Origin of the sequence: Bradyrhizobium genosp. P, assembly GCF_049949265.1 — a bacterium.
GTDB lineage: Bacteria > Pseudomonadota > Alphaproteobacteria > Rhizobiales > Xanthobacteraceae > Bradyrhizobium.
In genome coordinates this window covers 2,173,535-2,200,213 of the sequence record NZ_CP188195.1, presented here as the reverse complement: position 1 = coordinate 2,200,213, position 26,679 = coordinate 2,173,535, and the positions used below count along the sequence as shown (strand labels likewise).

Annotated in this window: 24 protein-coding genes; 6 read left to right on the top strand and 18 right to left on the bottom strand. The window is 63.9% G+C overall.

The genetic code is table 11. The annotated features are described in order from the left end of the window. Positions 1-63: 63 nt before the first annotated feature. The 3 genes from ACP2YO_RS10795 to ACP2YO_RS10785 all read left to right on the top strand — a co-directional run bounded on the left by ACP2YO_RS10795 (position 64) and on the right by ACP2YO_RS10785 (position 2,727). Positions 64-567 carry a DUF1993 domain-containing protein gene (locus ACP2YO_RS10795; RefSeq protein WP_426440861.1) on the top strand — a complete coding sequence of 168 codons (504 nt, stop codon included), beginning with the start codon at positions 64-66 and terminating at the stop codon, positions 565-567. 107 nt (positions 568-674) lie between these two features. Next, positions 675-1,535 (top strand): SDR family NAD(P)-dependent oxidoreductase, encoded by an 861-nt coding sequence (locus tag ACP2YO_RS10790; RefSeq protein ID WP_426440860.1) that lies wholly within the window; start codon positions 675-677, stop codon positions 1,533-1,535. An 88-nt stretch (positions 1,536-1,623) separates the two neighbouring features. Further along, positions 1,624-2,727, top strand: coding sequence for an alkene reductase (locus tag ACP2YO_RS10785; RefSeq protein ID WP_426440859.1), 1,104 nt, complete (start codon positions 1,624-1,626; stop codon positions 2,725-2,727). Positions 2,728-3,031: 304 nt separating this feature from the next. On the opposite strand, the gene ACP2YO_RS10780 is transcribed toward ACP2YO_RS10785, so the two are convergent. After that, positions 3,032-3,514, bottom strand: coding sequence for a MarR family winged helix-turn-helix transcriptional regulator (locus ACP2YO_RS10780; protein ID WP_426440858.1), 483 nt, complete (start codon positions 3,512-3,514; stop codon positions 3,032-3,034). 62 nt (positions 3,515-3,576) lie between these two features. On the opposite strand from ACP2YO_RS10780, the gene ACP2YO_RS10775 reads away from it, so the two are divergent. The 3 genes from ACP2YO_RS10775 to ACP2YO_RS10765 all read left to right on the top strand — a co-directional run bounded on the left by ACP2YO_RS10775 (position 3,577) and on the right by ACP2YO_RS10765 (position 7,070). Further along, positions 3,577-4,746, top strand: a complete 1,170-nt coding sequence (locus tag ACP2YO_RS10775) for an FAD-dependent oxidoreductase (protein WP_426440857.1) — start codon at positions 3,577-3,579, stop codon at positions 4,744-4,746. Positions 4,747-4,830: 84 nt separating this feature from the next. Then, entirely contained in the window at positions 4,831-5,640 is an 810-nt protein-coding gene (locus ACP2YO_RS10770; protein WP_426440856.1) for a tetratricopeptide repeat protein, read from the top strand. 80 nt (positions 5,641-5,720) lie between these two features. After that, positions 5,721-7,070: an amidohydrolase gene (locus ACP2YO_RS10765; RefSeq protein ID WP_426440855.1), complete on the top strand. Its 1,350-nt coding sequence runs from the start codon at positions 5,721-5,723 to the stop codon at positions 7,068-7,070. 133 nt (positions 7,071-7,203) lie between these two features. On the opposite strand, the gene ACP2YO_RS10760 is transcribed toward ACP2YO_RS10765, so the two are convergent. From ACP2YO_RS10760 to ACP2YO_RS10680, 17 genes are all read right to left on the bottom strand, one after another. Continuing rightward, the gene (locus tag ACP2YO_RS10760; protein ID WP_426440854.1) at positions 7,204-7,914 is read right to left on the bottom strand and encodes a hypothetical protein; all 711 of its coding nucleotides are present in this window, start codon (positions 7,912-7,914) and stop codon (positions 7,204-7,206) included. Positions 7,915-8,100: 186 nt separating this feature from the next. Then, on the bottom strand, positions 8,101-9,846 hold the full coding sequence (locus tag ACP2YO_RS10755) for an ABC transporter substrate-binding protein (RefSeq protein WP_426440853.1): 1,746 nt from the start codon (positions 9,844-9,846) through the stop codon (positions 8,101-8,103). Positions 9,847-9,962: 116 nt separating this feature from the next. Next, the gene (locus ACP2YO_RS10750) at positions 9,963-10,289 is read right to left on the bottom strand and encodes a DUF2160 domain-containing protein (protein ID WP_426440852.1); all 327 of its coding nucleotides are present in this window, start codon (positions 10,287-10,289) and stop codon (positions 9,963-9,965) included. A 10-nt stretch (positions 10,290-10,299) separates the two neighbouring features. Beyond that, positions 10,300-11,106, bottom strand: coding sequence for a carbohydrate ABC transporter permease (locus tag ACP2YO_RS10745; protein WP_426440851.1), 807 nt, complete (start codon positions 11,104-11,106; stop codon positions 10,300-10,302). Further along, on the bottom strand, positions 11,106-12,008 hold the full coding sequence (locus tag ACP2YO_RS10740; RefSeq protein ID WP_426440850.1) for a carbohydrate ABC transporter permease: 903 nt from the start codon (positions 12,006-12,008) through the stop codon (positions 11,106-11,108). Before ACP2YO_RS10740 ends, ACP2YO_RS10745 begins: the two co-directional genes overlap by 1 nt. Continuing rightward, positions 12,008-13,093, bottom strand: a complete 1,086-nt coding sequence (locus ACP2YO_RS10735; protein WP_426440849.1) for an ABC transporter ATP-binding protein — start codon at positions 13,091-13,093, stop codon at positions 12,008-12,010. Before ACP2YO_RS10735 ends, ACP2YO_RS10740 begins: the two co-directional genes overlap by 1 nt. A gap of 12 nt (positions 13,094-13,105) precedes the next feature. After that, the gene (locus ACP2YO_RS10730) at positions 13,106-14,185 is read right to left on the bottom strand and encodes an ABC transporter ATP-binding protein (RefSeq protein ID WP_426440848.1); all 1,080 of its coding nucleotides are present in this window, start codon (positions 14,183-14,185) and stop codon (positions 13,106-13,108) included. Beyond that, positions 14,182-15,726, bottom strand: a complete 1,545-nt coding sequence (gene glpD / locus ACP2YO_RS10725) for a glycerol-3-phosphate dehydrogenase (RefSeq protein WP_426440847.1) — start codon at positions 15,724-15,726, stop codon at positions 14,182-14,184. The genes ACP2YO_RS10730 and glpD overlap by 4 nt, the downstream gene beginning before the upstream one ends. A gap of 324 nt (positions 15,727-16,050) precedes the next feature. Continuing rightward, the gene (locus ACP2YO_RS10720; protein ID WP_426440846.1) at positions 16,051-16,878 is read right to left on the bottom strand and encodes a DeoR/GlpR family DNA-binding transcription regulator; all 828 of its coding nucleotides are present in this window, start codon (positions 16,876-16,878) and stop codon (positions 16,051-16,053) included. Between the two features lie 108 nt (positions 16,879-16,986). Next, a complete protein-coding gene (locus ACP2YO_RS10715) occupies positions 16,987-17,181 on the bottom strand; it encodes a hypothetical protein (RefSeq protein WP_426440845.1) in 195 nt (64 codons plus the stop codon). Positions 17,182-17,270: 89 nt separating this feature from the next. Further along, positions 17,271-17,702, bottom strand: coding sequence for an acyl-CoA thioesterase (locus ACP2YO_RS10710; RefSeq protein ID WP_426440844.1), 432 nt, complete (start codon positions 17,700-17,702; stop codon positions 17,271-17,273). Next, the gene (locus ACP2YO_RS10705) at positions 17,699-19,795 is read right to left on the bottom strand and encodes a 3-hydroxyacyl-CoA dehydrogenase NAD-binding domain-containing protein (RefSeq protein ID WP_426440843.1); all 2,097 of its coding nucleotides are present in this window, start codon (positions 19,793-19,795) and stop codon (positions 17,699-17,701) included. The genes ACP2YO_RS10710 and ACP2YO_RS10705 overlap by 4 nt, the downstream gene beginning before the upstream one ends. A 2-nt stretch (positions 19,796-19,797) precedes the next feature. Continuing rightward, positions 19,798-21,081 carry an acetyl-CoA C-acetyltransferase gene (locus tag ACP2YO_RS10700; protein ID WP_426440842.1) on the bottom strand — a complete coding sequence of 428 codons (1,284 nt, stop codon included), beginning with the start codon at positions 21,079-21,081 and terminating at the stop codon, positions 19,798-19,800. Next, complete coding sequence (locus tag ACP2YO_RS10695; protein ID WP_426440841.1) at positions 21,081-23,348, bottom strand: acyl-CoA dehydrogenase; 2,268 nt, start codon at positions 23,346-23,348, stop codon at positions 21,081-21,083. The genes ACP2YO_RS10700 and ACP2YO_RS10695 overlap by 1 nt, the downstream gene beginning before the upstream one ends. Positions 23,349-23,774: 426 nt before the next feature. Beyond that, a complete protein-coding gene (locus tag ACP2YO_RS10690) occupies positions 23,775-25,034 on the bottom strand; it encodes an SMP-30/gluconolactonase/LRE family protein (RefSeq protein WP_426440840.1) in 1,260 nt (419 codons plus the stop codon). A gap of 265 nt (positions 25,035-25,299) precedes the next feature. Continuing rightward, positions 25,300-25,923, bottom strand: a complete 624-nt coding sequence (locus ACP2YO_RS10685) for a flavin reductase family protein (RefSeq protein WP_426440839.1) — start codon at positions 25,921-25,923, stop codon at positions 25,300-25,302. 139 nt (positions 25,924-26,062) lie between these two features. Further along, positions 26,063-26,671: a TetR/AcrR family transcriptional regulator gene (locus ACP2YO_RS10680; protein ID WP_426440838.1), complete on the bottom strand. Its 609-nt coding sequence runs from the start codon at positions 26,669-26,671 to the stop codon at positions 26,063-26,065. Positions 26,672-26,679 lie beyond the last annotated feature (8 nt).

The following is a 26,679-nucleotide window of genomic DNA, read 5'->3' as shown; positions in this document are numbered from 1 at the left end:
CGCCCCATGTGCAGCATCGCCGTTCGGCAAGATCCGGATCCATCTCAGCACAGCGAGCATCATATGTCCTTTTACGACGCCGTCGTCCCCGCTTACCTGCAAATGCTCAACAGCCTCACCGGCATTCTCACCAAGGCCGAGGCGCATTGCGAGGCGAAGAAGATCCAGCCCGAGGTGCTGCTGGGATCGCGGCTCTATCCGGACATGCTGCCGCTGTCGAAGCAGGTGCAGCTGGTCTGCGATCACGCTTCGCGGGGTTGCGCGCGGCTGACGCATAGCGAGGTGCCATCGACGCCCGACACCGAGACGACGTTCGGCGAATTGAAGCAGCGGCTGGCGAAGACGATCGACTATGTGAAGTCGTTCACCCCGGCGCAATTCGACGGCGCCGACGCCAAGGAGGTCACCTTCCCGATCGGTGCCGGTCGCACCATGACGGTGACGGGCCAGCAATTCCTCTCCGGCTTCTCGTTCCCGAACCTGTATTTCCACGCTGTGACGGCTCACGGCATCCTGCGCCACAACGGCGTCGAGATCGGCAAGCGCGATTTCCTCGGCGCGAACTGAGACGATATTCCCCGCCGCGGGATTTTCCGCCTTCGGCGGACACGTCGCCTCCCCCGCGCACCCGTGCTACTGCTCCCTGACAACAACAAGACGTCAGGGAGCACGCCATGTCGACCACCACCCACGCACCCAAATCCGTCGATCCCTCCGCGTCGCTGCATGCGGAATCGCTGGGGCTGGCGAAGAACCATGGCCGGCTTGCCGGCCGCCGCATCATCGTGGTCGGCGCGGGACAGCGTACAATCGTCGATGAAGAGCCGCCTGTCGGCAACGGCCGTGCGATGAGCGTGCTGTTCGCGCGTGAGGGCGCATCGGTCGCGTGTATCGACGTCAACAAGGAGGCGGCCGACAACACGGTCGCGCAGATCACGAAGGAAGGCGGCAAGGCGTTCACCGACGTGGTCGATGTCTCCGACATCGCGCAGATCGCGCCTGCGGTCGAGCGCTGCACGCAGAACCTCGGCGGCCTCGACGGTCTGGCACTGAACGTCGGAATCTCCTCCGGCCTGTCGCTGCCCAAAATGACGGCGGAGGCGTGGGACCGGGATTACGCGGTCAACGTGCGCAGCCACATGCTGTTTGCGCAGAAGGCACTGGACGTGATGGCTCCGGGCGGGGCGATCATCCTGATCTCGTCGATGGCGAGCCAGCGCGCCAATGGTCGCAACCCGGCCTATGAATCCTCCAAGGCCGCGCAGATCGCGCTGGGCCGGGCGATCGCTCGGGCCGGCGAAGAAAAGGGCATTCGCTGCAATGTGATCGCACCCGGCCTCATGGACACGCCGATGGGCCGCGACGCCAGCCGGAGGCGGCCGGACCGGGCCTTGACAGTGCCTTTCGGCCGCCAGGGCACCGGTTGGGAGGTGGCCTATACCGCGCTGTTCCTGATTTCGAACGAATCCTCCTACGTGAACGCGCACACACTATTCCTGGATGCCGGCCACATGGGCGGGATCGTGCGCAGCTAACCTGCAAGGCGCGAATGCGTCCGGCCATTGCGCTCGTCGCCGCAATGCACAATTGTCCCCTATCCGTCACATCCTGGAACATTTGCCCATGAGCCAACCGACCAAACTTTTCGAGCCCTTCAAGCTTGGCCCGCTGAACTTGCCGAACCGCCTGGTGATGGCGCCGCTGACGCGCAACCGCGCGGTGCCGCCTGGCATGGTGCCGAGCCCGCTTGCGGCGGACTATTACAGCCAGCGCGCCTCCGCCGGCCTTCTGATCACCGAAGCGAGCCAGGTCTCGCATCAGGGCCAGGGCTATCAGGACACGCCCGGCATCTATTCGAAGGAGCAGGTCGAAGGCTGGAAGAAGGTCACCGATCGCGTGCATGAGCGCGGTGGCCGCATCTTCATCCAGCTCTGGCATGTCGGCCGCATCTCGCATGTCGCGCTGCAGCCAAATGGCGGCGCGCCGGTCGCGCCGAGTGCGATCAAGGCCAAGACCAAGACCTTCGTCAACGGCACCTTCGCCGATGTCTCCGAGCCGCGTGCATTGGAGCTTTCGGAAATCCCAGGGATCATAGGGGACTTCAAACGCGGCACCGCGAATGCGCTGGCCGCCGGCTTCGACGGCGTCGAGATCCACGGCGCCAATGGCTATCTGCTCGACCAGTTCGCCAGGGACGGCACCAACAAGCGCACCGACGCCTATGGCGGATCGATCGAGAACCGCGCCAAGCTGATGCTCGAAGTGTCCAAGGCCGTGGTTGGAGAAGCCGGCGGCGACCGCACCGGCATCCGGATCTCGCCGGTGACGCCCGCCAACGACGCCTCCGATTCCAACCCGCAGCCGCTGTTCGACTACATCGTCGACCACCTCAACGCGCTGAAGCTGACCTATCTCCACGTCATCGAAGGCGCGACCGGCGGCCCGCGCGATATCGCACCGTTCGACTATGCAAGCCTGCGCAAGCGTTTCAAGCAGGCCTACATGGCCAACAACGGCTATGACTTTGCGCTCGCCGAAAAGGTACTGGAATCCGGCGCCGCCGACCTGATCGCATTTGGCAAGCCGTTCATCTCCAACCCCGATCTGGTCGAGCGCCTGAAGAAGGGCGCGCCGCTCAACGATTGGGACAAGAACACCTTCTATGGCGGCGGCGCCAAGGGCTACACGGATTATCCGACGCTCAAGGCGACCGAAGCGGCGGAGTAAGGCAACTCCGATCTCTCCCTCCTGCCGTCATTGCGAGGAGCGAAGCGACGAAGCAATCCATCCTTCCGCGTACGCGGATCAATGGATTGCTTCGCTTCGCTTGGGATGACGGAAGGAAGCCGGCAAATATTACGCCGTCATTCCGGGGCGATGCGAAGCATCGAATTATGGTGCGCAATTGCGCACCTGAGAATCTCGAGATTCCGGGTCTGGTCCTTCGGACCATCCCGGAATGACGCCGAACAAAAAGGCCGGGTTACATTCCCGGCCTTTTTTTCATTGCGCGCCGCGCGCTGGACCAATCCTATGCGTCAACGGCTTGATCGCTCTCCGTTTCCTCGGTGACCATGCGGTCGAGGTTTCGATTCAATCGCCGCAGCAGATCCATCAGCGTTGCGGTCTCCGCCGCGCTGAAACCCGCGAGCGCCTGATCCTGGTTGCGGTGTAACGCCTTGCGCGCGGCCGGCAGCCTCGGGATGGCGGCCTTGGTCAGCGACACCAATTGGCTGCGGCCGTCGCCCGGCATCGGCGTGCGCCGGATCAATCCGTCACGCGCCATCCGCGCCAAAATCTGCGCCATCGACGGCTGCTCGACCCTGAGAGTGCGGGCCAGATCACGTTGCGACATGGCTTTGCCGTCGCGCAGCAGATAGAGCACCGGCAACTGCCCGATGCTGAAACCGAGCGGCTTCACCCGGCGTTCGCCCAGTCTCAAGATACTGCGCGAGGCCATGTTGATCAGCGGCGCGGGACGATCGAATGATTCCCAATCGGTTGCATCAGCCATTTACATAGGTCCCTATCCATATTATATAGGCACCTATGTATCTCAGTGAAGGCGTGATGTCAATGAATTCAAGCCCTCTCCGCATTGCCATCATCGGCGCCGGTCCTGGCGGCCTGACGCTCGCCCGGCTGCTGCATGTTGCCGGAATCGAAACCAGGGTGTTCGAACGAGAGACAAGCGCGAGCGAACGGCCGCAAGGCGGCACGCTCGACCTGCACGCCGAGAGCGGCCAACTGGCGCTCACGCGCGCCGGACTCCATGAGGGATTCCTGCGCATCGCGCGTTACGAAGACCAGGGCAGCCGGCTCTATAACGGCGCCGGCCAATTGCTGCTTGCGGACGACGACACGACCGGCGACCGTCCGGAGGTCGACCGCACGGCCCTTCGCGCCTTGCTGCTGCAATCCCTGCCGTCCGGCACCGTCTATTGGGGCCACGCCTTGCGCGAGGTCGCACCGCGCGACGACGGCAGCTATGATCTCGTCTTCGACGAAGCGCGCAAGGGGCCGTTCGATCTCGTGGTCGGCGCCGACGGCGCGTGGTCGAAGGTGCGACCGCTCGTGTCGCGCTACCAGCCGCAATACAGCGGCCTCACCTTCATCGAGTTCGGCATTGACGAGGTCGATACGCGGCACCCTGCGCTGTCGCGGCTCGTGGGTCGCGGCAAGATCGGTATCGAAGGCGGCGGGCGAAGCCTGATCGTCCAGCGCAACGGCAACGCCCATCTGCGCGGCTATGCGATCTTCCGGGTGCCGGTCGAATGGGCCGAGCGCCGGTTCGACCTCACCTCGCCGGCGGCGGCGCGTGAAGCGCTGGTCGGTGAATTCACCGGCTGGGCCGACGCCCTGCTCGACCTGTTCCGCGCCAGCAACGACCGGTTCGCCATTCGCCCGATCCATGCGCTGCCGGTCGGACATCACTGGACCAACCGCGCCGGCATCACCCTGCTCGGCGACGCCGCGCACGTGATGTCGCCTTATGGCGGCGAAGGCGTCAACGCCGCGATGCTGGATGCAGCCGAGCTGGCGCAGCATCTCACCGGGTCGCAGGATTGGCGCGATGCGGTGCGCACCTATGAGGCCGAGATGTTCGCCCGTGTCGCCGAGCCGGCCGGCCAGGCCGCCGAAGCCGCGGCGACCGAGCTGTCCCATGTCAGCCAGGAGCTGACGCTGGCGCAATACCAGGCTTTTATCCAGATGCGCGCGGCGGCCAGCCCCTCTGTTGCGCGGTGAGCGCTGGCCATGAACGCTGATCTTGGAGTCCGGCGCCGCATGGCATAGACCGTATCGATCAGGGCTGAATACGGTCGTACAGGGATGAGCAAGGACAACGCCGAGGATATCGTTCGCCGCGCGGCCGCTGCATTCAATGCCGGGCGGGGCGACGAAGCAAAGCAGCTCTGCGAGCAGGGTCTGCGCCGGCGGCCTGGAGAACCGGTGCTGAGCCATTTCCTGGCCGCGGTGCTGTATGCCGAGAGCGCGATCGCGCCGGCCCGCGTGCATATCGAAAAGAGCCTGACGGCGCGGCCGGACAATGCCCCGGCCCGGCTGCTGGCCGCCCGCATCGCGGGCGCCGCAAAGGAGTTCGATGCGGCGCTGACGCATCTCGATCGCGCCATCGCGCTGAGGCCGCAGCGCGATGTCTTCGTCGAGAAGGCGCGCATGCTCGAACTGGCCGGCCGGAAGGCGCAGGCGCGCGAGGCCTGGGAGGCGATCCTCAAGGTTATCCCGCAGCATCAGGAAGCCACCGCGCGGCTCGGCCGGCTGGCCTGGGACGACGGCGATCTCGCCAATGCCGTGGACCTGCTGGAACGCGCCACCGCGAGCGATGCGCCGGCCTCGGTCTGGTTCGATCTCGGCGTCGCGCGGCAGGACCAGCGGGATCACGGCGGAGCCGCACACGCTTATCGCAAGGTGCTCGAGCTCAAGCCCCACTATGCCGAGGCCGCACTCAATCTCGGAATTGCGTTGCAGGATGGCGGCAACTCGGACGCCGCCATGCGCGCATTCGCGCAAGCTTACGGCCTGCGCCCGCAAATGTTCGGATCGATCGCGATGGCGCTGACCTCGGCCTCGCATGGCCGCCTCTGGCTCGATGAGGACGCGTTGCGCCGCGCGTTAGTCTAGAGCATGATCAAAAAGAGAAGGCGGGAGACATCCCTCTTTTTTGCGGCGGTCCGAAACCTGGTAGCTGAACGGAGATGAACATGTCCTATCGGAATGTCACGTGCGCTGCGCTTGGGCTATTGATCGGCCTCGCACAAAGCGCCGTGGCCGGCGAACCGAATGGTCAACTTTCGTCAATAAATGGCGAGCTTGCCAAAGCGTGGCCCGACCTGGAGTCGCTGTACAAGGACATCCATGCGCATCCGGAGCTGTCTCTTCACGAGACGAGGACTGCGGCAACTCTCGCTGCGGAAATGCGCAAGCTCGGCTTCGAAGTTACTGAGGCGGTGGGCGGCACCGGCATCGTGGCTTTGTACCGCAACGGTGCTGGGCCGGTCTTGATGGTTCGGACCGAGCTCGATGCCCTGCCGATGGAAGAAAAGACCGGTCTGGCATTCGCCAGCCACGTGAAGGCGCCTTACAACGGAGGCCTTTCTTCGGTGGCCCATAGCTGCGGTCACGATAATCACATGGCGTGGTGGGTCGGCACGGCGGAGACTCTCATCGCGCTCCGTGAACAGTGGCACGGAACCCTCATGTTTGTCGGACAAGAGGGCGAGGAGGCCGGCGACGGCGCTCACAAGATGATCGCGGACGGCCTCTTTACGCGTTTCCCGAAGCCCGACTATGCGATCGCAGCTCACGTAGGTAACGCACCGGCCGGACGGGTGACTGTCAAGGAAGGAGCCGTCAGCTCGAACTCGGACGCTGTCGAAATTATCTTCAAGGGGCGAGGTGCTCACGGATCGAGACCTTCCGCGTCCATCGATCCAGTGGTCATGGGCGCTCACTTCGTGACCGATGTCCAGACGGTCATAAGTCGCGAGAAGAATGCCGGTGCTTTTGGAGTCGTTACGGTCGGAAGCTTTCAGGCGGGTACTGCCGGCAATATCATTCCCGATCAGGCCGACCTGAAGCTGACGCTGAGGTCGTATGACCCGGAAGTGCGCCAACTCCTGCTCGATGGTGTCGACCGCACCGCTACAGCGATTGCAGCCATGGCCAGAGCGCCCGCACCGGAAATCATGCATCGGGGGGGAACGGCGTCAGTCGTGAATGAGCCGCCGATGGCGAAGCGTGCCTTCGAGGCGCTTAAACCTGCTCTCGGCGATCAGGTCCGCTTCGTGCCTAAGTCCGAACAGGGAGGTAGTGCGAGTGAGGATTTCTCCGCATACGGGCTAGAGGGGGTATCCTCTCTGTACCTGGGAATTGGCGGTTATGATCCTGCCGTTATCGCGGACTATGAAAAGCGCGGCGAGCCGGTGCCGACCAATCACTCGCCGTTCTTTGCACCGGATTACAAAGTCGCGATCGAGACGGGGGTGCGAGCATTATCGCTTGTGTCGCTCAATCTGCTTCAGATCCAGAGTGCAGTCCCAGCATCAAGGTGAGAAGCTCAGGACCAGGACGCGATATAGAGCGTGAGGCGAGGTGAAGCGGAGCCGCTGCACCTCTCCCACAAGCGGGCGAGGGAGCGCAGTTCCTTCGCGGTTGCCATTTAACCTAATCCCATCGCGCTCTGGTCTAGGAAGTCAGCCGCCCGCGCTTGGCCCGAAAATGCTTGCGATAGACATTGGGCGCAGCCAGCACCTCAGTGACGACCTTCGCATAGGCTGCTCTGTGCGCCTCGTCGAAAGCTTCGAACACCAGTTCGGGCGCCTCGCGCGGCACGGCGAAGCATTGCGCGACCGGCGTACCTTTCGGCAGCACGCCGGCAAAATCGGGCTGCGTCCAGACCGCAGGGAAATTGATGCCGCCGTCATGGAAGCGATCGGCATCCACCAGCCCCGAGATCAGACGGAACGGCAGGTCGTCGCGGTTGACGGGATGGGTCGCAAACAGCGACCAGCCCGGTTCGACCTCGATGGTCCAGAAGCTGTTGAACTTCAGTGCGGCCCGGCCGTTGGCGAACGGCGCGCCGGCAAATTGCGCTGGCGGGTGGAAGCTGAGCGGCGCGCGCGGATGGCCCTGCGTTGCGGGCTCTGGAATGTCCCAGTCCCACGCGAACGCGCCGCGCTCGATCCTGACGTCGCAGGGCAGCGGGATCATGACGCCATAGGCCATCGCATCGACGAAGGGCGGACATTGCTTGACGGTGCGGATCTCGCGACCGTGGATATCGGAATGCGCTTTCGCGGGCATCGCGCGCAGCCAGTCGGGCAGCGCACTGCGCGCCGGAAACGGCCGCGGCAGGTGATCGGCGAGCCCTGGATCGCAACGGAAAATCATGCGCATGGCGACCTCCCTGGCCGTGCTACGGCCGATATGGTGTCGATGATAGCCGTCATTGCGAGCGAAGCGAAGCAATCCACAAAGCCGCATGCGGAGGGTTGGATTGCCTCGCTTCGCTCGCAATGACGAAAGGCCGGGATCGCTCCCGGCCTCCTTGTTCCCTTGATGGCGTTGCGGCTTACTTAGGGTTTACTTGGCCTCAGCGCGCTTCGGCGGAGTAGCCGGCCACGACTTGATCAGCGTGTCGTAGTCGATGGTCTCACCCTTCGGCTTTTCGTTGGCAAGCTTGCGCTGCGGCGCGATGTTGCCGTCCTTCGCCGACTTGTCATACCAGTACTCAGCCGTCTTCTTCGGGTTGAGCTTCGGACCGCAGGCACCCTGCACGCCCGACTTCTCGAGACGCTCCATCACCGAGTCCTGAGCGGCTGCGAGCGAGTCCATCGCGGCTTGCGGCGTCTTCGCACCAGACGCAGCATCGCCGATGTTCTGCCACCAGAGCTGCGCGAGCTTCGGATAGTCAGGCACGTTGTTGCCGGTCGGGGTCCACTGCACGCGCGCGGGCGAGCGGTAGAACTCGATCAGGCCGCCGAGCTTCGGCGCACGCTCGGTGAACGACTTGTCCCAGATGTCGGATTCACGGATGAAGGTGAGACCGACATGGCTCTTCTTCAAGCTGACCGTCTTGGAGACGATGAACTGCTGATAGAGCCAGGCCGCCTTGCGGCGATCGACCGGGGTCGACTTCAGCAGCGTGAGCGAGCCCACGTCCTGATAGCCGAGCTTCATGCCGTCCTTCCAGTACGAGCCATGCGGCGACGGAGCCATACGCCACTTCGGCGTACCGTCCGCGTTCATCACGGGCAGGCCCGGCTTCACCATGTCGGCGGTGAAGGCGGTGTACCAGAAGATCTGCTGGGCGATATTGCCCTGCGAAGGCACCGGGCCCGACTCGGAGAAGGTCATGCCCTGCGCCTGCGGCGGAGCATACTTCTTCATCCAGTCGAGATACTTGACGATCGAGTAGACCGCCGCCGGACCGTTGACGTCGCCGCCGCGCGCGACATCCGAGCCGACCGGACGGCAGCCTTCCATGCGGATGCCCCATTCGTCGACCGGCAGGCCGTTCGGGATGCCCTTGTCGCCGTTACCGGCCATCGACAGCCAGGCGTCGGTGAAACGCCAGCCGAGCGAGGGATCCTTCTTGCCATAGTCCATATGGCCGTAGACCTTGACGCCGTTGATCTCCTTGACGTCGTTGGTGAAGAATTCGGCGATATCTTCGTAAGCCGACCAGTTCACGGGCACGCCGAGGTCGTAGCCATACTTGGCCTTGAACTTGGCCTTGTAGTCCGGGTTGGTGAACCAGTCGTAACGGAACCAATAGAGGTTCGCGAACTGCTGGTCGGGCAGCTGGTAGAGGTGACCGTTCGGCGCCGTGGTGAACGACTTGCCGATGAAGTCGTCGACGTCGAGCATCGGATTGGTGACGTCCTTGCCTTCGCCCTTCATCCACTCCGTCAGGTCGACGGCCTGGCCGTAACGGAAGTGGGTGCCGATGAAGTCGGAGTCGTTGATCCAGGCGTCATAGACGTTCTTGCCGGACTGCATCTGGGTCTGGATCTTCTCGACGACGTCGCCTTCCTGGATGACGTCATGCTTCACCTTGATGCCGGTGATCTCCTCGAACGCCTTGGCGAGCGTGCGCGATTCGTATTCGTGCACGGTCAGCGTTTCCGACACGGCGTTGATTTCCATGCCCTTGAAGGGTGCAGCGGCCTTGATGAACCACTCCATCTCCTTCATCTGGTCTTCCTTCGAAAGGGTCGACGGCTGGAATTCGCCGCTGTCGATCCATTTCTTGGCGGCGGCCTCGTCCGCGCGCGCCGGCGCGGCGATAGCCACCGATGCCGCGATCAGCGCCAGCGCGCTGGTCATGGTTAGAAGACTATCCTTTGTTCTTCTCACGTGTCGCATGTTGATTCCTCCGGTTGCAGCGACAAACTAAATATTCAGGCCCGGGTAGACCCCGGATCTGCTCTTTTTCGCTTTCTTCAGACGGTGCGAAAAATCACCACGGCCGAAAGAAGCGAAATCACGGATGCGAGCCACAGGCTCGTAATATCAACGCCTTCCCCGATCGGCAGCGTCGCGATCGGGTCGGTGCCGACCACGCCGATCCACACCAGGTGGATCACCGCGGCAAGCACCAGTGAAATGAACAAACGATCACCTCGCGTGGTCGGAATGCGCAGCACACCGACACGCTCCATCTCGGGATAGGCAATGGCGAGCCAGATCATCACTCCGAGCGTGCAGGCCAGCAGCACGAAGAAGATCGCGGTCGGTGGTGTCCAGGCCATCCATGCGATACTGTCCATGAATGCCTCCTCAGACGCGGCCGAGCGCGAAACCGCGCGCGATATAGTTGCGGACGAACCAGATCACGAGCGCGCCCGGGATGATGGTGAGCACCCCGGCGGCCGAAAGCAGGCCCCAATCCATGCCGGCGGCCGACACCGTGCGCGTCATCACCGCGGCGATCGGCTTGGCGTTGACCGAGGTCAGTGTGCGCGCGAGCAGCAATTCGACCCAGGAGAACATGAAGCAGAAGAACGCGGCGACACCGATGCCGCTGGCGATCAACGGCACCAGGATCTTGATGAAGAAACGCGGGAACGAATAGCCGTCGAGGAACGCGGTCTCGTCGATCTCGCGGGGCACGCCGGAGACGAAGCCTTCAAGGATCCAGACCGCGAGCGGCACATTGAAGATACAGTGCGCCAGCGCCACGGCCCAGGGCGTGTCAAACAGGCCGATCGCCGAATAGAGATTGAAGAACGGCAGCGCGTAGACCGCGGCCGGCGCCATGCGGTTCGACAACAGCCAGAAGAACAGATGCTTGTCGCCGAGGAAGCGGTAGCGCGAGAACGCATAGGCCGCCGGCAGCGCCACCGCGATCGAGATGATGGTGTTGATAACGACGTATTCCAGCGAGTTGATGTAGCCGGAGTACCAGCTCTCGTCGGTGAAGATGCGCTTGTAGTGCTGTAGCGTCGGCGTGTGTGGCCACAGCGTCATCGTCGTGACGATCTCGGTGTTGGTCTTGAAGCTCATGTTGACGAGCCAGTAGATCGGCAACAGCAGGAAGATCAGGAACAGCGCCATGATGACGCGGCGGCCGGGGATCGAGTGCATCAGGCCGCTCCTTCCTTGGCCGGGCGATCTGCGCCGGCATTGGTCATCACGGTGTAGAACACCCAGCACACGATCAGGATGATGAGGTTGTAGACCAGCGACAGCGCCGCGGCCTTGCCGAGGTCGAACTGGCCGAGCGCGATCTTGACGAGCTCGATCGAGATGAAGGTGGTCGAATTGCCGGGCCCGCCGCCGGTGACGACGAACGGCTCGGTGTAGATCATGAAGCTATCCATGAAGCGCAGCAGCACGGCGATCAGCAGCACGCGGTGCATCTTGGGAAGCTGGATGGCGCGGAACACCGCCCACCGCGAGGCGCCGTCGATCTGCGCCGCCTGGTAATAGGCGTCGGGAATCGACTTCAGGCCAGCGTAGCACAACAGCGCAACCAGGCTGGTCCAGTGCCAGACGTCCATCACGATCACGGTGAGCCAGGCGTCGACCTCGTTGGACACGTAATTGTAGTTGATCCCGATGCTGTTCAGCACATAGCCGAGCAGGCCGATATCGGGCCGGCCGAAGATCTGCCAGATGGTGCCGACCACGTTCCACGGAATCAAAAGCGGCAGCGCGAGGATGACGAGGCAGGCCGCGACGCTCCAGCCCTCGCGCGGCATCGATAGTGCGACCACGATGCCGAGCGGCACCTCGATCGCGAGGATCACGGCCGAGAAGAACAGATTGCGCCCGAGCGAGGCCAGGAAGCGGCCGCCGAGATCGGTCGAGGGATCGAGCAGTTCCTTGAACCAGCCGACGCCGTTCCAGAAGAATTGATTGTTGCCGAACGTGTCCTGCATCGAATAATTCACGACGGTCATCAGCGGCAGGATCGCGGAGAACGCGACCACCAGGAACACCGGCAGCACCAGGAACCAGGCTTTTTGGTTGATGGTCTTGTCCATCAGGCAACCCCCTCCACCAAACGGCTGTCGGCATAGACGTGGATATGTGCGGGGTCGAAGATCAGGCCGGCGGTGTCGTCGGAGATCGAGAAACCCGACGGAACGCGGGCGGCGAATTTGGCGTTGCCGACCCTGACCCGGGCGAACCGGATACGGCCGAGATCGTCGATCCGTTCGATCTTGGCCGAGAGCAGGCCCGACGCGGGAGCCGCGACATCGACGAATTCCGGCCGCACGCCGATCTCGATCTTCTTGCCGGCCGGCAGAACGCCGTAGTTGCGACGCAGGCCGATGACATGGCCGTCGATGCGCGCCTCGTGGCCGCTCACCTCCGCCGGCACGATGTTCATGCCGGGCGAGCCGATGAAGTAGCCGACGAAGGTGTGCGCCGGCTTGTCGAACAGCTCGGCCGGCGTGCCGCTCTGCACCACACCGCCGTCATGCATCACGACGACCGTGTCGGCGAAAGTCAGCGCCTCGGTCTGGTCGTGGGTCACATAGATCATCGTGAGGTCGAGCTCGCGATGCAGTGCCTTCAGCTTCGAGCGCAATTGCCACTTCAGCTCGGGATCGATCACCGTCAGCGGCTCGTCGAACAGCACGGCGGCGACGTCGGAGCGCACCAAGCCGCGGCCGAGCGAGATCTTCTGCTTGGCGTCCGCGGTCAGCCGCGTCGCCTTGCGATTGACGTAGGGCGTGAGGTCGAGCAGGTCGGCGATCTGCTTGACGCGCGCGTCGACCTCGGCCTTCGGCACGCCGCGGTTCTTCAGCGGGAAGGCAAGGTTCTGGCCGACCGTCATGGTGTCGTAGATCACCGGGAACTGGAACACCTGCGCGATGTTGCGCTTCTGTGTTGACAGCGGCGTGATGTCCTGACCGTCGAACAGGATTTTCCCGCGCGACGGCGTCACGATCCCGGAAATCAGGTTGAGCAGCGTGGTCTTGCCGCACCCCGACGGTCCGAGCAGCGCATAGGCGCCGCCCTGCCGCCAGGTCATGGTCACCGGCTTCAGCGCGAACGACTCAGGCGGCGCGTCGTTGCCGCCGTAGGAATGTGCGAGGTCGACGAGGTCAATGCGGGCCATCTTGCACCTCCCTCAATTCGCGTTGGATGAAGCGACGAGGCGGTCGACCGCGTCGAACACAAAGATGTTGTCGGGATCGAGCGCGGCGTCGAGCACCTGCCCGGGTTCATATTCGTGCACGCCATGCAGCACCGAGACCCAGTTCGAGCCGTGAACACGGACATGCACGAAGCTTTCGGAGCCGGTGATCTCGGTCACCGTCACGGTGACGGAGAACTTGTGGCGGCCGGCCGCAGTGTCGCCAATCTCGAGCTGATGCGCACGGAAGCCGACGCGATAGGTGCCGTCGGGCACATTGGCGTAGAGGCCGGTCGCCGGCGCCTTTTCGCCGCCGGTGTAGATCACTTCGCCGTTCTTTTTCTCGATGCCGATGATGTTGAGCGGCGGATCGGAAAACACTTGCGCAACGCGCAACGTATCGGGATGGCGGTAGACCTTCGGCGTCTCGCCGATTTGCAGCACCTCGCCTTCCCACATGCACAAGGTGTTGCCGCCGAGCAGCAGAGCCTCGGATGGTTCCGTCGTGGCATAGACGAAGATCGCGCCCGAGGCCTCGAAGATGCGCGGCAGCTCGGTGCGCAACTCCTCGCGCAGCTTGTAGTCGAGGTTGGCGAGCGGCTCGTCGAGCAGCACGAGGTCGGCGCCCTTGACCAGCGCGCGTGCGATCGCGGTGCGCTGTTGCTGGCCACCGGAGAGCTGCAGCGGCGTGCGCTTCAGAAAGGGCTCGAGCCGCAACAGGCCCGCGGCTTCCGCGACGCGCTTCTCGATCTCCTGGCGCGGCTTGCCCTGGACCCGCAGTGGCGAGGCGATATTCTCGTACACCGTCAGCGAGGGGTAGTTGATGAACTGCTGATAGACCATCGCGACCGAACGCTGCCGCACGTCGGCACCGGTGACGTCCTTGCCGTCAACCAGCACGCGCCCCGTGGTCGGCTTGTCGAGGCCGGCGAGCAGCCGCATGATCGAGGTCTTGCCCGACAGCGTCGGGCCGAGCAGCACGCTGAGCGTGCCGCGCTCCAGTGTCAGCGAAACATCGCGAATGGCCGCAATACCATCCACGGCCCGCGTGACGTTTTGCAATGTGACGCTCATGTCCGTCCTCCCGCCTCGCGAAGGGGACGTTCACCGGATGCGCGGTTGGCGGTCATCCACTCGTCGAGCGCGGCGACTTCGTCCGCCGACATCCGCAGGCCAAGCTTGGATCGCCGCCAGACGACATCTTCCGCAGTCTGGGCCCATTCGTTCGCCATCAGGTACCTGACTTCACTCTCCGTCAAGGTAGCGCCGAACGAACGGCCGAGATCATCCGCGGATTTTGCATTGCCCAGCAATTTGGCAGCGCGCGTGCCGTACGCATGCGCGAGACGATTGGCATGCGGCTGCGCGAGGAACGGATGGTTGCGGACCAGTTCGGCCGATAGCGCACCGACCGCGGAGACATCCATGTCGCCGCCGGGCAGCGGCGCCTTGCCGGTCCACCCCTCTTTTGCTTTTGCGCTGCGAAGATAGGGCGACAGCCGCTCCAGCGCTTCTTCGGAAAGCCGGCGATAGGTCGTGATCTTGCCGCCATAGATCGACAGCAACGGCGCGCCGCCGGGCGTGTCGAGCTCGAACACATAGTCCCGGGTCGCGGCCTTGGCTTCGCTCGCTCCGTCGTCGTAGAGCGGGCGCACGCCGGAATAATTCCAGACCACGTCTTCGGGCTTGACCGGCTTGGCGAGATATTCGCTGGCGGAGGCGCAGAGATACTGAATCTCTTCGGACGACGCCTTTACCTTGGCCGGGTCGCCGTCATAGTCGCGATCGGTGGTGCCGATCAGCGTGAAGTCGTCCTGATAGGGAATGACGAAGATGATGCGGCCGTCCGCGTTCTGGAAGATGTAGGCGCGGTCGTGGTCGTAGAGTTTCTTCACCACGATGTGCGAGCCCTGCACCAGCCGCACCTTGGCGCGTGCATTGACGCCGGCTCCTGAAGCCAGCACCTGCTCGACCCAGGGACCGCCGGCATTGACCAGCGCGCGGGCCTTGATCGTGTCCCGCGTGCCCTTCGCGCGGTCCTCGATCGTGACGTGCCAGATGCCGTCGACCTGCCGGATCTCGACCGCGCGGGTGCGCGTGCGGATCTCGGCGCCGCGATCGGCCGCATCGCGCGCGGTTAGCGCAACCAGGCGCGCGTCATCGACGAAGCAGTCGGAGTATTCAAAACCCTTGGTGTAACGGCCCGCGATCAACGGCTTGCCGACCACGTCACTCGTGAGATCGACCGAGCGCGTCGCCGGCAACAAATGGCGGCCGCCGATATGGTCGTACAGGAACAGGCCGAGCCGCAACAGCCACGCCGGACGCAGGCCCGCATGGTGCGGCAGAACGAAACGCAGGGGACGGATGATGTGGGGTGCGATCTGCCAGAGAATCTCGCGCTCGATCAGCGCTTCGCGCACCAAACGGAATTCGTAATACTCGAGGTAGCGCAAACCGCCATGCACGAGCTTGGTCGACCAGGACGACGTCCCGCTGGCCAAGTCATTCATTTCACAAAGAAAAACGCTGTTACCGCGGCCCGCCGCATCGCGCGCGATGCCGCAGCCATTAACGCCGCCTCCAACGATGGCGAGGTCGTAAATTCGGTCCAAAGAACGCTTCCCCCAGCAACCGCCTTCGCTTCGGCGGTTTTACTTTCGAGTTGGATTAGATCACAAGCAAAAACGAAAGAAAACCGAAAATGGGAACTTTTTCTGGTAATTTTTTGGGCGGCAGGTGCTTTGGATCGGCTCAAATGCGACCGTCGCTGCCTACTCCGTCACCTTGATGTGCAAGGGGTAGCGAGCCTCGAAGGGGGCACGCCCGGGGCGGTTCCCATCGTCCTTCGAGAGGCGCGCAAGGGCGCGGTCCTCTTGGTGACGGTGAGAGGTTTTCGCGCCGCCCTTAGCGGGCCACGAACAAACACGCGGAGAAAGCTACGCGCTGCGCAGCGTGACCGGCGCGGGTTCGGGGTTGTCGTCGATATCGACTTGCGGCTTGTCCATCGCGACAACGACCTCGATACCGCGCGAATGGCAAATGTTCGCGAGGGCCGCGGGCAACGGCGAATCGGTGATGAAGGTCTGGATCTGGCTCATATGGGCGATGCGCACCGGCGCGCTGCGGCGGAGCTTGGTCGAATCAGACACCAGCATGACGTTGCGCGCATTGGCGATGATCGCCTGCGCGACCTGCACCTCGCGATAGTCGAAGTCGAGCAGCGCGCCCTCCTCGTCGATCGCGGACGCGCCGATGATGGCGTAGTCGACCTTGAACTGGCCGATCAACTGCGTCGCGGTCGAGCCGACCACGGCGCCGTCGGCGCGGCGCACGGTGCCGCCGGCGACCACCACTTCGATACGCGGATGGCGGTAGAGCAGCATCGCGACGTTGAGGTTGTTGGTGATGACAAGCAAATCCTCATGCGAGGTCAGCGCGCTCGCCACCTCTTCCGTGGTGGTACCGATGTTGATGAACAGCGAGCAGCCATTCGGGATCCGCGCGGCGGCAGCGGCGCCGATCGCCTTCTTCTCGTCGGCGGCGACGAAACGACGCGCCTCGTAGGCGAGATTTTCGACGCCGGACGCGATGATGGCGCCGCCATGGATACGCGTCAGCGCCCGCTGGTCGCAGAGATCGTTGAGGTCCTTGCGGATGGTCTGCGCCGACACCTCGAATCGCTTGGCCAGGTCCTCCACCATGACCCGGCCGAACGCGCGTGCGATGTTGAGGATTTCAGTCTGGCGATGGGACAGTCCGGCCACGGTGGCACCCTTGAAGCGGCAAGGTAGCCATGGTGCGACCGTTCGGCACGGACGTCAACGAAGAGGTGTCATTCCGGCGCGATGCGCCCCGGAATGACGTCGAGAGACTCAGGAAGCCATCTGCATCGCCTCGCCGGTGGCGAGGCGGCGCGCGGCGCGTTCGGCCTCGCGTGCATTGCGGAAAATCTGGCCTTCCAAACGGTTGAAGCGGTGCGACGCCGCAAAGAACTGGTAACCTCTCATATCGCGCACCACGATACCCGCGGTCTGCGAACTTACTTCGATCACGTAACAGTCGGACATTATCAGCCTCGGTTTCATTTCCGGGCCGACAACGGGATCGCTGCCTGTTTGTTCCTGGGGTGCCCCGAGGGCGGCGAAGCGCCGCGGGCTCAGGTCGCGATCGTTACGCCGTCGCGTTGGATCGGCTGCGGATGGCCCTGATCGTCGATCGAGACGTAGGTGAAATTGCCGTCGGTGACCAGGATCGACTGCTGTTCGCGGCGGCGCAGCACCCAGGCTTCGAGATGTACGGTCATCGAGGTACGGCCGGCCCGCACGAGGTTGGCGTGGACCGAGACGAGATCGCCGACATAGACCGCTTTCCGGAAATTCATCGCTTCGATCGCGACCGTCACGGTGCGCGACTTCGCCAGCTTGGAGGCGAACACGCCGCCGCCGACGTCCATCTGGCTGAGCAGCCAGCCGCCGAAGATGTCGCCATTGGCGTTGGTGTCGGCGGGCATCGCGACCGTGCGGATGCAGAGGTCGCCCTGCGGCTCATTTCCAGAGATCGCCGGCGCGTGGATATGCGTATCGGTCACTTGAAGGTCTCCCAGCCTGCATCGGGGTTAAACCGGTCGCCGAACTTCTGCGCGAGCGCGCGCAACGCGGACACCACATTGTCGGCGCCGCGCGTGCGTGCGTAGTTAAGCGGGCCGCCGCGGAACGGCGCGTAGCCGGTGCCGAAGATCATCGCGCCGTCGACCACATCGGCGTTATCAACGATGCCTTCGCGCAAGGCCGCGACGCAAACATTCGACATCGGCAGCACCAGGCGGTCGATCATCTCATCGGTCACCCGCGGACCCGTCTCCGGCAGCGGCGCCTTCTCGGCCTTGCCGTCCTTCCAGGTGTAGAAGCCCTTGCCGGTCTTGCGGCCGAGTTCACCCTTCGCGACCTTTTCGCGCAGCCAGGCCGGCGTCGGCGGCAATGTGTCGCCGAACTTCGAGCGCAGCAAGTCGCCGACATCAAGGCAGATATCGAGGCCGACCTGATCGGCCAGTTCGATCGGGCCCATCGGCATGCCGAATTGCTCGGCCGCTGCGTCGATCAGGCGCTGGTCGATCTTCTCGTCCAGCATCACCATCGCCTCCAGCATGTAGGGCGTCAGCGCACGGTTGACGAGGAAGCCGGGCGAACTCTTCACCGGCAGCGGCAGGCGATCGATGGCGCCGACAAAGGCGAGCGCCTCCTTCAGTAGCCCTGCATCGGTACCGTCATGGCTGACGACCTCGACGAGTTGCAGCCGCGACACCGGATTGAAGAAGTGGAGGCCGAGCAGCCGCTCCGGCTTTTGCAGCGTGGTACGCAGATCCTGCAGCGGAATGCTCGAGGTGTTGGTGGCGAGGATCGCGCCTGGCTTCATCTTCGGCTCAAGCCCGGCATAGACCTTCTGCTTCAGTTCGAGTTTTTCCGGCACCGCCTCGATGATCAAATCGGCGTTGCGGACGCCCTCCCCCTCCATGTCGGGGATCAGCCGGTCGAGCGCGTCGCGCTGATCGATCCGCTTGCGCATGATCTTGCCGAACAGCTCGGCGGCACGCTTCATCGCGCCCGCGATCGGCTCAGCCTTCATGTCGGCGAGCGTCACCCGCATGTCCTGGTTGGCGCACCAGGCGGCGATATCGCCGCCCATCGCACCGGCGCCGATGACATGGACGTGTTCGATCTTGTTGCCGGAACCTGCTAGCTTCTTCATCTGCTCGCGCAGGAAGAACACGCGGATCAGATTTTGCGCAGTCGGTGTCACCATCAGATTGGCGAACGACGTCTTCTCGGCATTCAGCATTGCCGAGCGGTTGCCGGCATGCTTTTCCCAGAGATCGATCAAGGCGTAGGGCGCCGGATAATGCGCGCGCGGCGCCGCCTTGGCGGCTTCGCTGCGCATGCGCGTCGCCAGGAAGCCCCGCACGGGCGCGAGATTGAGGATCGAATTGAGCACGCCGGGCTTGGTGCGCTTCAGGCGGCCGAACACCGCGTCCTTCACGGCATTCCGGACGTGACGTTCCTGCGTGACGGCATCGACCAGGCCGAGCGATTTGGCGCGGCGGGCGTCGATGGTCTTGCCGGTCAGCATCAGCGTCATCGCCTGCGTCGGATTGACCAGCTCGGTGAAACGCACGGTGCCGCCGAGGCCGGGATGCAGGCCGAGCATCACCTCGGGAAAGCCGAACCGCGCATCTTCGATCGCGATCCGCATCTGGCAGGCCAGTGCCACCTCAAGACCGCCGCCGAGGCAAAAGCCATGGACCACGGCAACCGACGGCACGCGCAGCGCCTCCAACCGATCGATCACCACATGGGCGCGGCCGATCGCAGTCTCGACCGCGCGCGGGTCGGTGGCGCCGCGGAATTCGTTGACGTCGGCGCCGGCGATGAAGCCGCTCTTCTTCGCCGAACGGACCACGAGGCCGGCCGGGCGTTGGCTCTCCAGCGCCGTCACGACAGCATCGAGCTCCTCGATCACGTCGGCGGAGATCGTGTTGGCGCTGGCGCCGGCGCGATCGAACAGCAGCCAGGCGATGCCGTCCACGTCGCGCGTCAGCTTGAAATTCCGGTAGGGGCTGTCGGCCGCAGGCTTCGGCCCGAGCTCGAGCACGCGATCGGCGAGGACGTCCATGATCTGCGAATCCATGATCACACCGTCTCTATCAACATCGCACCACCCTGCCCACCACCGATACATTCGGTGGCAACGCCACGCCTGGTGCCGAGCCGCTCCATCGCATTGACGAGGTGCAGCACGATGCGGTTGCCACTGCAACCGACGGGATGGCCAAGGCTGATCGCGCCGCCGTCGACGTTGAGTTTTGTCTGGTCGATCTCGCCGGCCGCACCGTCAAGTCCCAGAATCTCGCGGCAGAATTTATCGTCGTTCCAGGCAGCGAGGCAGCCAAGCACCTGGGTGGCAAAGGCCTCGTTCAGCTCCCAGGTCTCGACGTCGTGCAACGTCAATCCGTTGCGCTTCAGCAGCGCGCTCGCCGACAGCACCGGGCCGAGCCCCATGATCGACGGATCGAGTGCCGACCACTGGCTGTCGAGGATGACCGCCTTCGGCGTCAGCCCGTGCTTTGCCACGGCAGCTTCAGAGGCAAGGATCACCCACGACGCACCGTCGGTGATCTGCGAGGAATTGCCGGCGGTGACCTGGCCCCATGGACGCTCGAACACCGGCTTCAGTTTTGCCAATGTCTCGGGCGTGGAGTCGGGGCGGACGCCGTCGTCGCGATCGTAGAACTTGCCATCGCGCCCGAAGGCGGTTTCGACCTCGCCCTTGAGAAAGCCCTGCGACTGTGCGTTGGCGAGCCGCTTGTGGCTTTCGGAGGCATAGGCATCGGATTGCGCGCGCGTGACGCCGAAGAGATGGCCGACCTTCTCGGCGGTCTGCCCCATGTTGAGTTCGGTGATGGGATCGGTCAGCCCGCGCTCGAGGCCAATGATCGGCTTGAGATAGCTCGGCCTCACCTTCAGCGCGGCCATGATCTTGGCGCCCAGTCCCTTGGCGCCGGCAAGGCCGGCAAACCAGCGCACGCCGGAATTGGGCCAGACCAGCGGCGCGTGGCTCAGCGCCTCCGCACCGCCCGCGAGGATCAGATCGGAGATGCCTTCACGGATGTAGCGATAGCCGGTGTCGATCGATTGCATGCCGGAGCCGCAATTGATCTGCACCGTGAAGGCGACCATCTTCTCACCCATGCCGAGCCGAAGCGCCGCGACCCGCGCCGGGTTCATTTCGTCGGCAATGACATTGACGCAGCCGAGGATCACCTGGTCGAACGCGGTGGGCGCAAAGGGCTGGCGCGCCAAAAGAGGCCGGCCGCATTGCACGGCAAGATCGACCGGCGTGAACGGGCCGGGACCGGAGCGCGCTTTCAGGAACGGCGTCCTGCTGCCGTCGACGATAAAGACTGGTCGCGCCATCAGCTCGCCGCCCTCTGCTCTCCAAGCTCCTGGAAGAACTGATGCACGTCGGCGGATTTCTTGTAAATCGGGGACAGCGCCTCCGGCGCAAAATCATCGACCTCGATGACCTTAGCGACGGCGTCATGGGCGGCGGCGAGCTTCTCGCCCTCGCTCTGGGTAATGACGCCCTTCTTGACCGCCTCCTGCCAGTCATGCAGCCGCGCGGCGTGCAGCCGTTTGGCGGCGTCCTCGGCCTCGGTCACAAGGCGGAAGGCCTTCTCCAGCCGCGCGACGCCACGGTCGTCCTCAACAAAGGCAAGATCCGGCGTCAGCCGGTCGCGCGCCGCCGACGGCGACAGCACGATTTGCGCGCATTGATGCACGATACGATCGGACGGCCCGACCACGCGCGCACCGAACGGCTGGATCAAGAATTTCAGGATCACGCCGACCAAACGGTTCGGCAAATTGGCGAGGATTTCCGCAAAGCGGTTCTCGATGGTCTTGAAGCCGGTCGCCATGCACCATTCGAGTGCGGGAAAATCATCTTTCTGCTGGCCCTCGTCCTGCCAACGCTTCAGCGCGGCGGAAAGCAAGTACAGCTCGGACAGGATGTCGCCGAAGCGCGCTGACAGCATCTCCTTGCGCTTCAGCGCGCCGCCGAGGGTGAGCAGCGCCATGTCGGCACACAACGCAAACGCCGACGAGTAGCGCGAGAGCTGGCGATAGAACTCGGTCGCATCGCCGGCATCGGGCGCCGGCGCGAACAGTCCGCCGGTCCAGCTTCGCCCCCAGGCGCGGAACATGGTAGCGAAGCTGTGGCCGATGTGCTTCCAGAATGCGGTATCGAAGGCGGTCAGGCCCTTGTCGCGATCGGCCTCGCCGAGCGCGTTCATCTCCTGGAGCAGATAAGGATGCGCGCGGATCGCGCCTTGCCCGAACACGATCAGATTGCGGGTCAGGATATTGGCGCCTTCGACCGTGATGCCGACCGGCACCGAGCGGTAGAGCCCTCCCAGATAGTTCTGCGGCCCATCGATCACGGCCTTGCCGCCGTGGATATCCATGGCGTCGTCGATCGCGATCCGCATCCGCTCGGTGGCATGCAGCTTCATGATGCCGGAGATGACGGCGGGATGATGCCCCTCGTTCAGCGCGGCACATGTCAGCCGCCGCGCGGCATCGAGCAGATAGGCTGTTGCCGCGATGCGGGCGAGCGGCTCCTCGATACCCTCGAATTTCGAGATCGAGATGCCGAACTGCTCGCGGATGCGGGCATAGGCGCCGCTGGTGCGCGCGGCATAGGCGGCGCCTGCCGCCGACAGCGACGGCAGCGAAATGCCGCGGCCCGCGGCAAGCGCGGTCATCAGCATCTTCCAGCCCTGGCCGATCCGCTCTTGCCCGCCGATGATGTAATCGAGCGGGATGAAGACGTCCTTGCCCCAGTTTGGGCCGTTCTGGAATACCTGCATCGCCGGCAAATGGCGCTGGCCGATCGAGACGCCCGGCAGATGCGTCGGGATCAGCGCGACCGTGATGCCGAGCTCGTTCTCGTTGCCGACGAGATGATCGGGATCATAGGCCTTGAAAGCGAGACCGAGCAGCGTCGCGACCGGGCCGAGCGTGATGTAGCGCTTGTGCCAGTTGAGCTTCAGCCCAAGCACCTCGCGGCCTTCGAAATCGCCTTTGCAGATGATGCCGGTATCGATCATCGAGGCGGCGTCCGAGCCCGCCTCCGGGCTGGTCAGGCCGAAGCAGGGAATGTCGCGGCCATCGGCCAGCCGCGGCAGCCATCTGTCCTGCTGCTCCTTGGTGCCGAAGCGCATCAAGAGTTCGCCGGGCCCGAGCGAGTTCGGCACCATCACGGTGACGGCCGCAGTCAGCGAGCGCGAGGAGATTTTGCGCACCACTTCGGAATGCGCGTAAGGCGAGAAGCCGAGGCCGCCGAATTCCTTCGGGATGATCATGCCGAAGAATTTGTGGCGCTTGACGAAGTCCCAGACTTCGGGCGGCAGATCGCGCCATTCCCAGTTGATCTTCCATTCGTCGAGCATCGCGCAGAGCTGGTCGACCGGGCCATGAAGGAAGGCCTTCTCCTCGTCGGTGAGTGTCGCCGGCGCGAACGCCAGCAACTTCGCCCAGTCCGGATTACCGGTGAAGAGATCGGCGTCCCACCAGACGTCGCCGGCCTCCAGCGCCTCTCGCTCGGTATCCGACATCGCCGGCAGCACGCCGCGCGCCCAGGAGAAGATCGGCTTGGTAATGGTGTCGCGGCGGAAGCTCATGGCGGGGTCCTCATGAATCGGCTGCGCGGGCGCGATATCCTAGCGGAAAGTGACGGCGACCGGTGAACACTTCGCTTTGCAGATAAAGCGAAATTGACACGGCAAAAGCGCCGTTTGTTAACGGCACGCCGTGCGTTCAGTTCCGAAAGCCGAGCTGCGACAGTCAGGTAGCAGAGGATGGCGCCGGCGGGTTGCGGAATAAGACGAGTTCAATCGGTCTCGCGGCAAGCTCGCTGCACCTCTCCCGCTTGCTTGCGGGGGAGGTCGCCGCGCTCGGCAGCGCTCTTGCGCGCCAGAGCGTGGCGGGTGGGGGCTCTCTCCACAATGCGACTCGTGGAGAGAGCCCCCACCCCAGCCCTCCCTCGCAAGCGGGAGAGGGAGCGCAGTTTCCTACGCGGTTACGGCTCCGTTTAATCTGAGCATGCCTTAAGCCGGCCCGGCGCCCTGCGTGGCCAGATAGACTGTGTAGAGCGATTGGCTTGCGGCCATGAACAGGCGGTTGCGCTTGGGGCCGCCGAAGGTGATGTTGCCGCACACCTCCGGCAGGCGGATGCGGCCGAGCAGCTTGCCCTCCGGCGACCAGCATGTCGCGCCGCTGTAGCCGACCGCGCGGCCGGCATTGCTGGAGCACCAGACATTGCCGTTGACGTCGCAGCGGATGCCGTCCGGACCGCACTTCACGCCGTCGATCATGAAGTCGCTGAAGCGCTTCGGATTGGACGGCTTGTTGTCGGCGCCGACATCGAACACGAACACATCGCTCTTGCCGCCTGCGCCGGTATCGCCGGGTCCCTTGCCGGTCGAGACGACATAGAGCTTCTTGTAGTCCGGCGAGAAGCAGATGCCGTTGGGATCGGGCACCTGGTCTTCGCTCACCACAAGATCGACGCGGCCGGACGGATCGACGCGATAGCAGTTGGTCGGCAATTCGCGCTTGAATGGCACAAAGCCAGGCGGCTGGCCGATCCGCGGATTGAGCTTGCCGGACGGATTGCCCGGGCCGCCCGCGGCATCGGGCTCGCCCTCATAGAGCTGGCCGCCATAGGGCGGATCGGTGAACCAGTAGCTGCCGTCGGGATGGGCGGCGATGTCGTTCGGTGAGTTCAGCTTCTTGCCATCGTAGGAATCCGCAAGCACGGTCGCGGTGCCGTCGTTCTCGTAGCGCACCACGCGACGGGTGAGATGCTCGCAGGACAGCTGGCGGCCCTGGAAGTCGAACGAGTTGCCGTTGCTGTAGTTGGACGGCATGCGGAACACGCTGACATGGCCGTCATCCTCTAACCATCGCATCTGCCGGTTGTTGGGAATGTCACTCCACAGCAGATAGCGGCCCTGTGAGCTCCACGCCGGGCCTTCCGCCCACCCCAAGCCGGTATAGAGGCGCTTGATCGAGGTGTTCGGCTGGGCGAGGTCGTTGAAGGACGGATCGACCGCGATGACGTCGGGGTCCCAGAAATAGGTGGTCGGCGCGCCGCGCGGACTGAAATCGCGCGGCGGGCTGGTGATCGTCGTCGGCGGCCCGACCGGCGCATTCTGGGCCAGCGCGCTACCGATGCCGGTTGCGGTGGCGGCCGCTCCGATCGCCAACCCCTGGACAAGCGTTCGTCGTGAAACGTTCGAATCGCGCCTCTGTTCTTTCGGATCGCTCCGTTCTTGTGTTGGATCGCTCCGCTCTTGGCGTGTCATCGCATCCTCCCACTGTTTTCGCCGGCCGTTGATCCGGCCTGGCGGTGGAAGGTTAGACCGCTCCCGGCAAGGTTGCGAGTGACCGTTTCGTGGCAGCGGGCGATGCTGCTCACCTCGCCCCGCTTGCGGGGAGAGGTCGAAATTCAAGCGCAGGTTGAATTTCGGGTGAGGGGGTACAGGTCTCACCGCGATTGCAACTCGTGGAAGCAGCCCCTCACCCTAACCCTCTCCCCGTGAAGAACGGGGAGAGGGAACGGAGAAAGCCTCAATCCGGGCGGAACATCTCGAACATGTTTTCCGGCTTGATCTCGAAATAGTCGCCGCGGCGGCCGGCGCGGACGATCGGGTGGGCGAGCCCGGTCTGGTAGACGCCGTCCTTGATGAAGGCCTTGTCGATATAGACCGCGACGACCTCGCCGAGTGTCAGCCAGGCCTCGGCCTTTTTGCCATCGGCGCCCTGGAGTTGGATGATCTGGCTCACCTTGCATTCGAAGGCGACCGGGCTCTCGGCGACGCGCGGCACGTTGACGAGCTTGCCCGGCTCGGCGGTGAGCCCCGCCAGCTTGAATTCGTCGACATCGCGCGCGACATGGGCCGCGGTCGCGTTCATGTGCTTGGCCAGATCCATGGTCGCCAGATTCCAGACGAACTCGCCGGTCTCCTGGATGTTGGCGACGCTGTCCTTCCAGTTGGTGGAGGAGAAGCCGATGATCGGCGGCACGTAACAGAAGGCGTTGAAGAAGCTGTAGGGCGCCAGGTTGACGTTGCCGTTCGGGTCGCGCGAGGAAATCCAGCCGATCGGACGCGGTGCGATGATCGCGTTGAACGGGTCGTGCTTGAGGCCGTGGCCGTTCTTCGGCTCGTAGAAATGCAGGTCTTTCGCGGTCACGCTGGGCCTCTTCCTTCTTGCGTCATTGCGAGGAGCAAAGCGACGAAGCAATCCATACCGCGTTTTGCGGCGCCAATGGATTGCTTCGCTTCGCTCGCAATGACGGGTGTCAAATAACGACTACGTCAATTCACCCTGGTCAGTTAACCCTGGCGCGCGGCGACAGGCTCGCGAGCACGAAATCGATCATCTCGTCGATGCTCGGGCCCGGCTTGGTCGCGCATTGGGCGATCATCTGCGGGTGGAAGAAGCGCATCATGGCGGTGCAGGCGCACATCGCGGCAAGTTGCAGGTTGCTGACCTCAAATTCGCCCGACGCCGCGCCTTGCGCGATCACCTCGCCAATGGTGCCGGTGACCAGTTCCATATGGGCGACGCAGACCTCCCAGTCTTCCTGCATCGCGATCTCGACCATCTCGTGCAGCTTGGAATCGCCGACATAGCGCTCCGTGTTCATGCGGTGGATGGTCGTCATCATCTCGCGCAGCCGAAGTGCCGCCGGGCCCTGCGTCCGCGCGATGCGCTGCGCCTCGATCTCGACCTCGCCCATCAAGCCGCGCGCCACGCTTTCGTGGATCGCCTTCTTCGATTCGAAGAAGCGGTACACGTTGGCGGGGCTCATGCGCAGTTCCTTGGCGATGTCGGCGACCGTCGTCTTCTGGTAGCCGATCTGCCGGAACAGACGCTCCGCCACCACGAGAATGCGCTCGCGGGTGTCAGGTTCGACGTGTTCCGAAATCACTGTCATGCTGGTCT

Coding starts and splice junctions, on each gene's coding strand:
- ACP2YO_RS10705 (WP_426440843.1), bottom strand. CDS start 19,795: ATGGATTCGCAGATCATGGACGTCCTCGCCGATCGCGTGCTCGAGCTC.
- ACP2YO_RS10755 (WP_426440853.1), bottom strand. CDS start 9,846: ATGACCAGCGCGCTGGCGCTGATCGCGGCATCGGTGGCTATCGCCGCG.
- ACP2YO_RS10700 (WP_426440842.1), bottom strand. CDS start 21,081: ATGGCGCGACCAGTCTTTATCGTCGACGGCAGCAGGACGCCGTTCCTG.
- ACP2YO_RS10795 (WP_426440861.1), top strand. CDS start 64: ATGTCCTTTTACGACGCCGTCGTCCCCGCTTACCTGCAAATGCTCAAC.
- ACP2YO_RS10785 (WP_426440859.1), top strand. CDS start 1,624: ATGAGCCAACCGACCAAACTTTTCGAGCCCTTCAAGCTTGGCCCGCTG.
- ACP2YO_RS10690 (WP_426440840.1), bottom strand. CDS start 25,034: ATGACACGCCAAGAGCGGAGCGATCCAACACAAGAACGGAGCGATCCG.
- ACP2YO_RS10740 (WP_426440850.1), bottom strand. CDS start 12,008: ATGGACAAGACCATCAACCAAAAAGCCTGGTTCCTGGTGCTGCCGGTG.
- ACP2YO_RS10715 (WP_426440845.1), bottom strand. CDS start 17,181: ATGTCCGACTGTTACGTGATCGAAGTAAGTTCGCAGACCGCGGGTATC.
- ACP2YO_RS10765 (WP_426440855.1), top strand. CDS start 5,721: ATGTCCTATCGGAATGTCACGTGCGCTGCGCTTGGGCTATTGATCGGC.
- ACP2YO_RS10680 (WP_426440838.1), bottom strand. CDS start 26,671: ATGACAGTGATTTCGGAACACGTCGAACCTGACACCCGCGAGCGCATT.
- ACP2YO_RS10770 (WP_426440856.1), top strand. CDS start 4,831: ATGAGCAAGGACAACGCCGAGGATATCGTTCGCCGCGCGGCCGCTGCA.
- ACP2YO_RS10790 (WP_426440860.1), top strand. CDS start 675: ATGTCGACCACCACCCACGCACCCAAATCCGTCGATCCCTCCGCGTCG.
- ACP2YO_RS10760 (WP_426440854.1), bottom strand. CDS start 7,914: ATGCGCATGATTTTCCGTTGCGATCCAGGGCTCGCCGATCACCTGCCG.
- ACP2YO_RS10735 (WP_426440849.1), bottom strand. CDS start 13,093: ATGGCCCGCATTGACCTCGTCGACCTCGCACATTCCTACGGCGGCAAC.
- ACP2YO_RS10750 (WP_426440852.1), bottom strand. CDS start 10,289: ATGGACAGTATCGCATGGATGGCCTGGACACCACCGACCGCGATCTTC.
- ACP2YO_RS10745 (WP_426440851.1), bottom strand. CDS start 11,106: ATGCACTCGATCCCCGGCCGCCGCGTCATCATGGCGCTGTTCCTGATC.
- ACP2YO_RS10730 (WP_426440848.1), bottom strand. CDS start 14,185: ATGAGCGTCACATTGCAAAACGTCACGCGGGCCGTGGATGGTATTGCG.
- ACP2YO_RS10775 (WP_426440857.1), top strand. CDS start 3,577: ATGAATTCAAGCCCTCTCCGCATTGCCATCATCGGCGCCGGTCCTGGC.
- ACP2YO_RS10695 (WP_426440841.1), bottom strand. CDS start 23,348: ATGAGCTTCCGCCGCGACACCATTACCAAGCCGATCTTCTCCTGGGCG.
- ACP2YO_RS10780 (WP_426440858.1), bottom strand. CDS start 3,514: ATGGCTGATGCAACCGATTGGGAATCATTCGATCGTCCCGCGCCGCTG.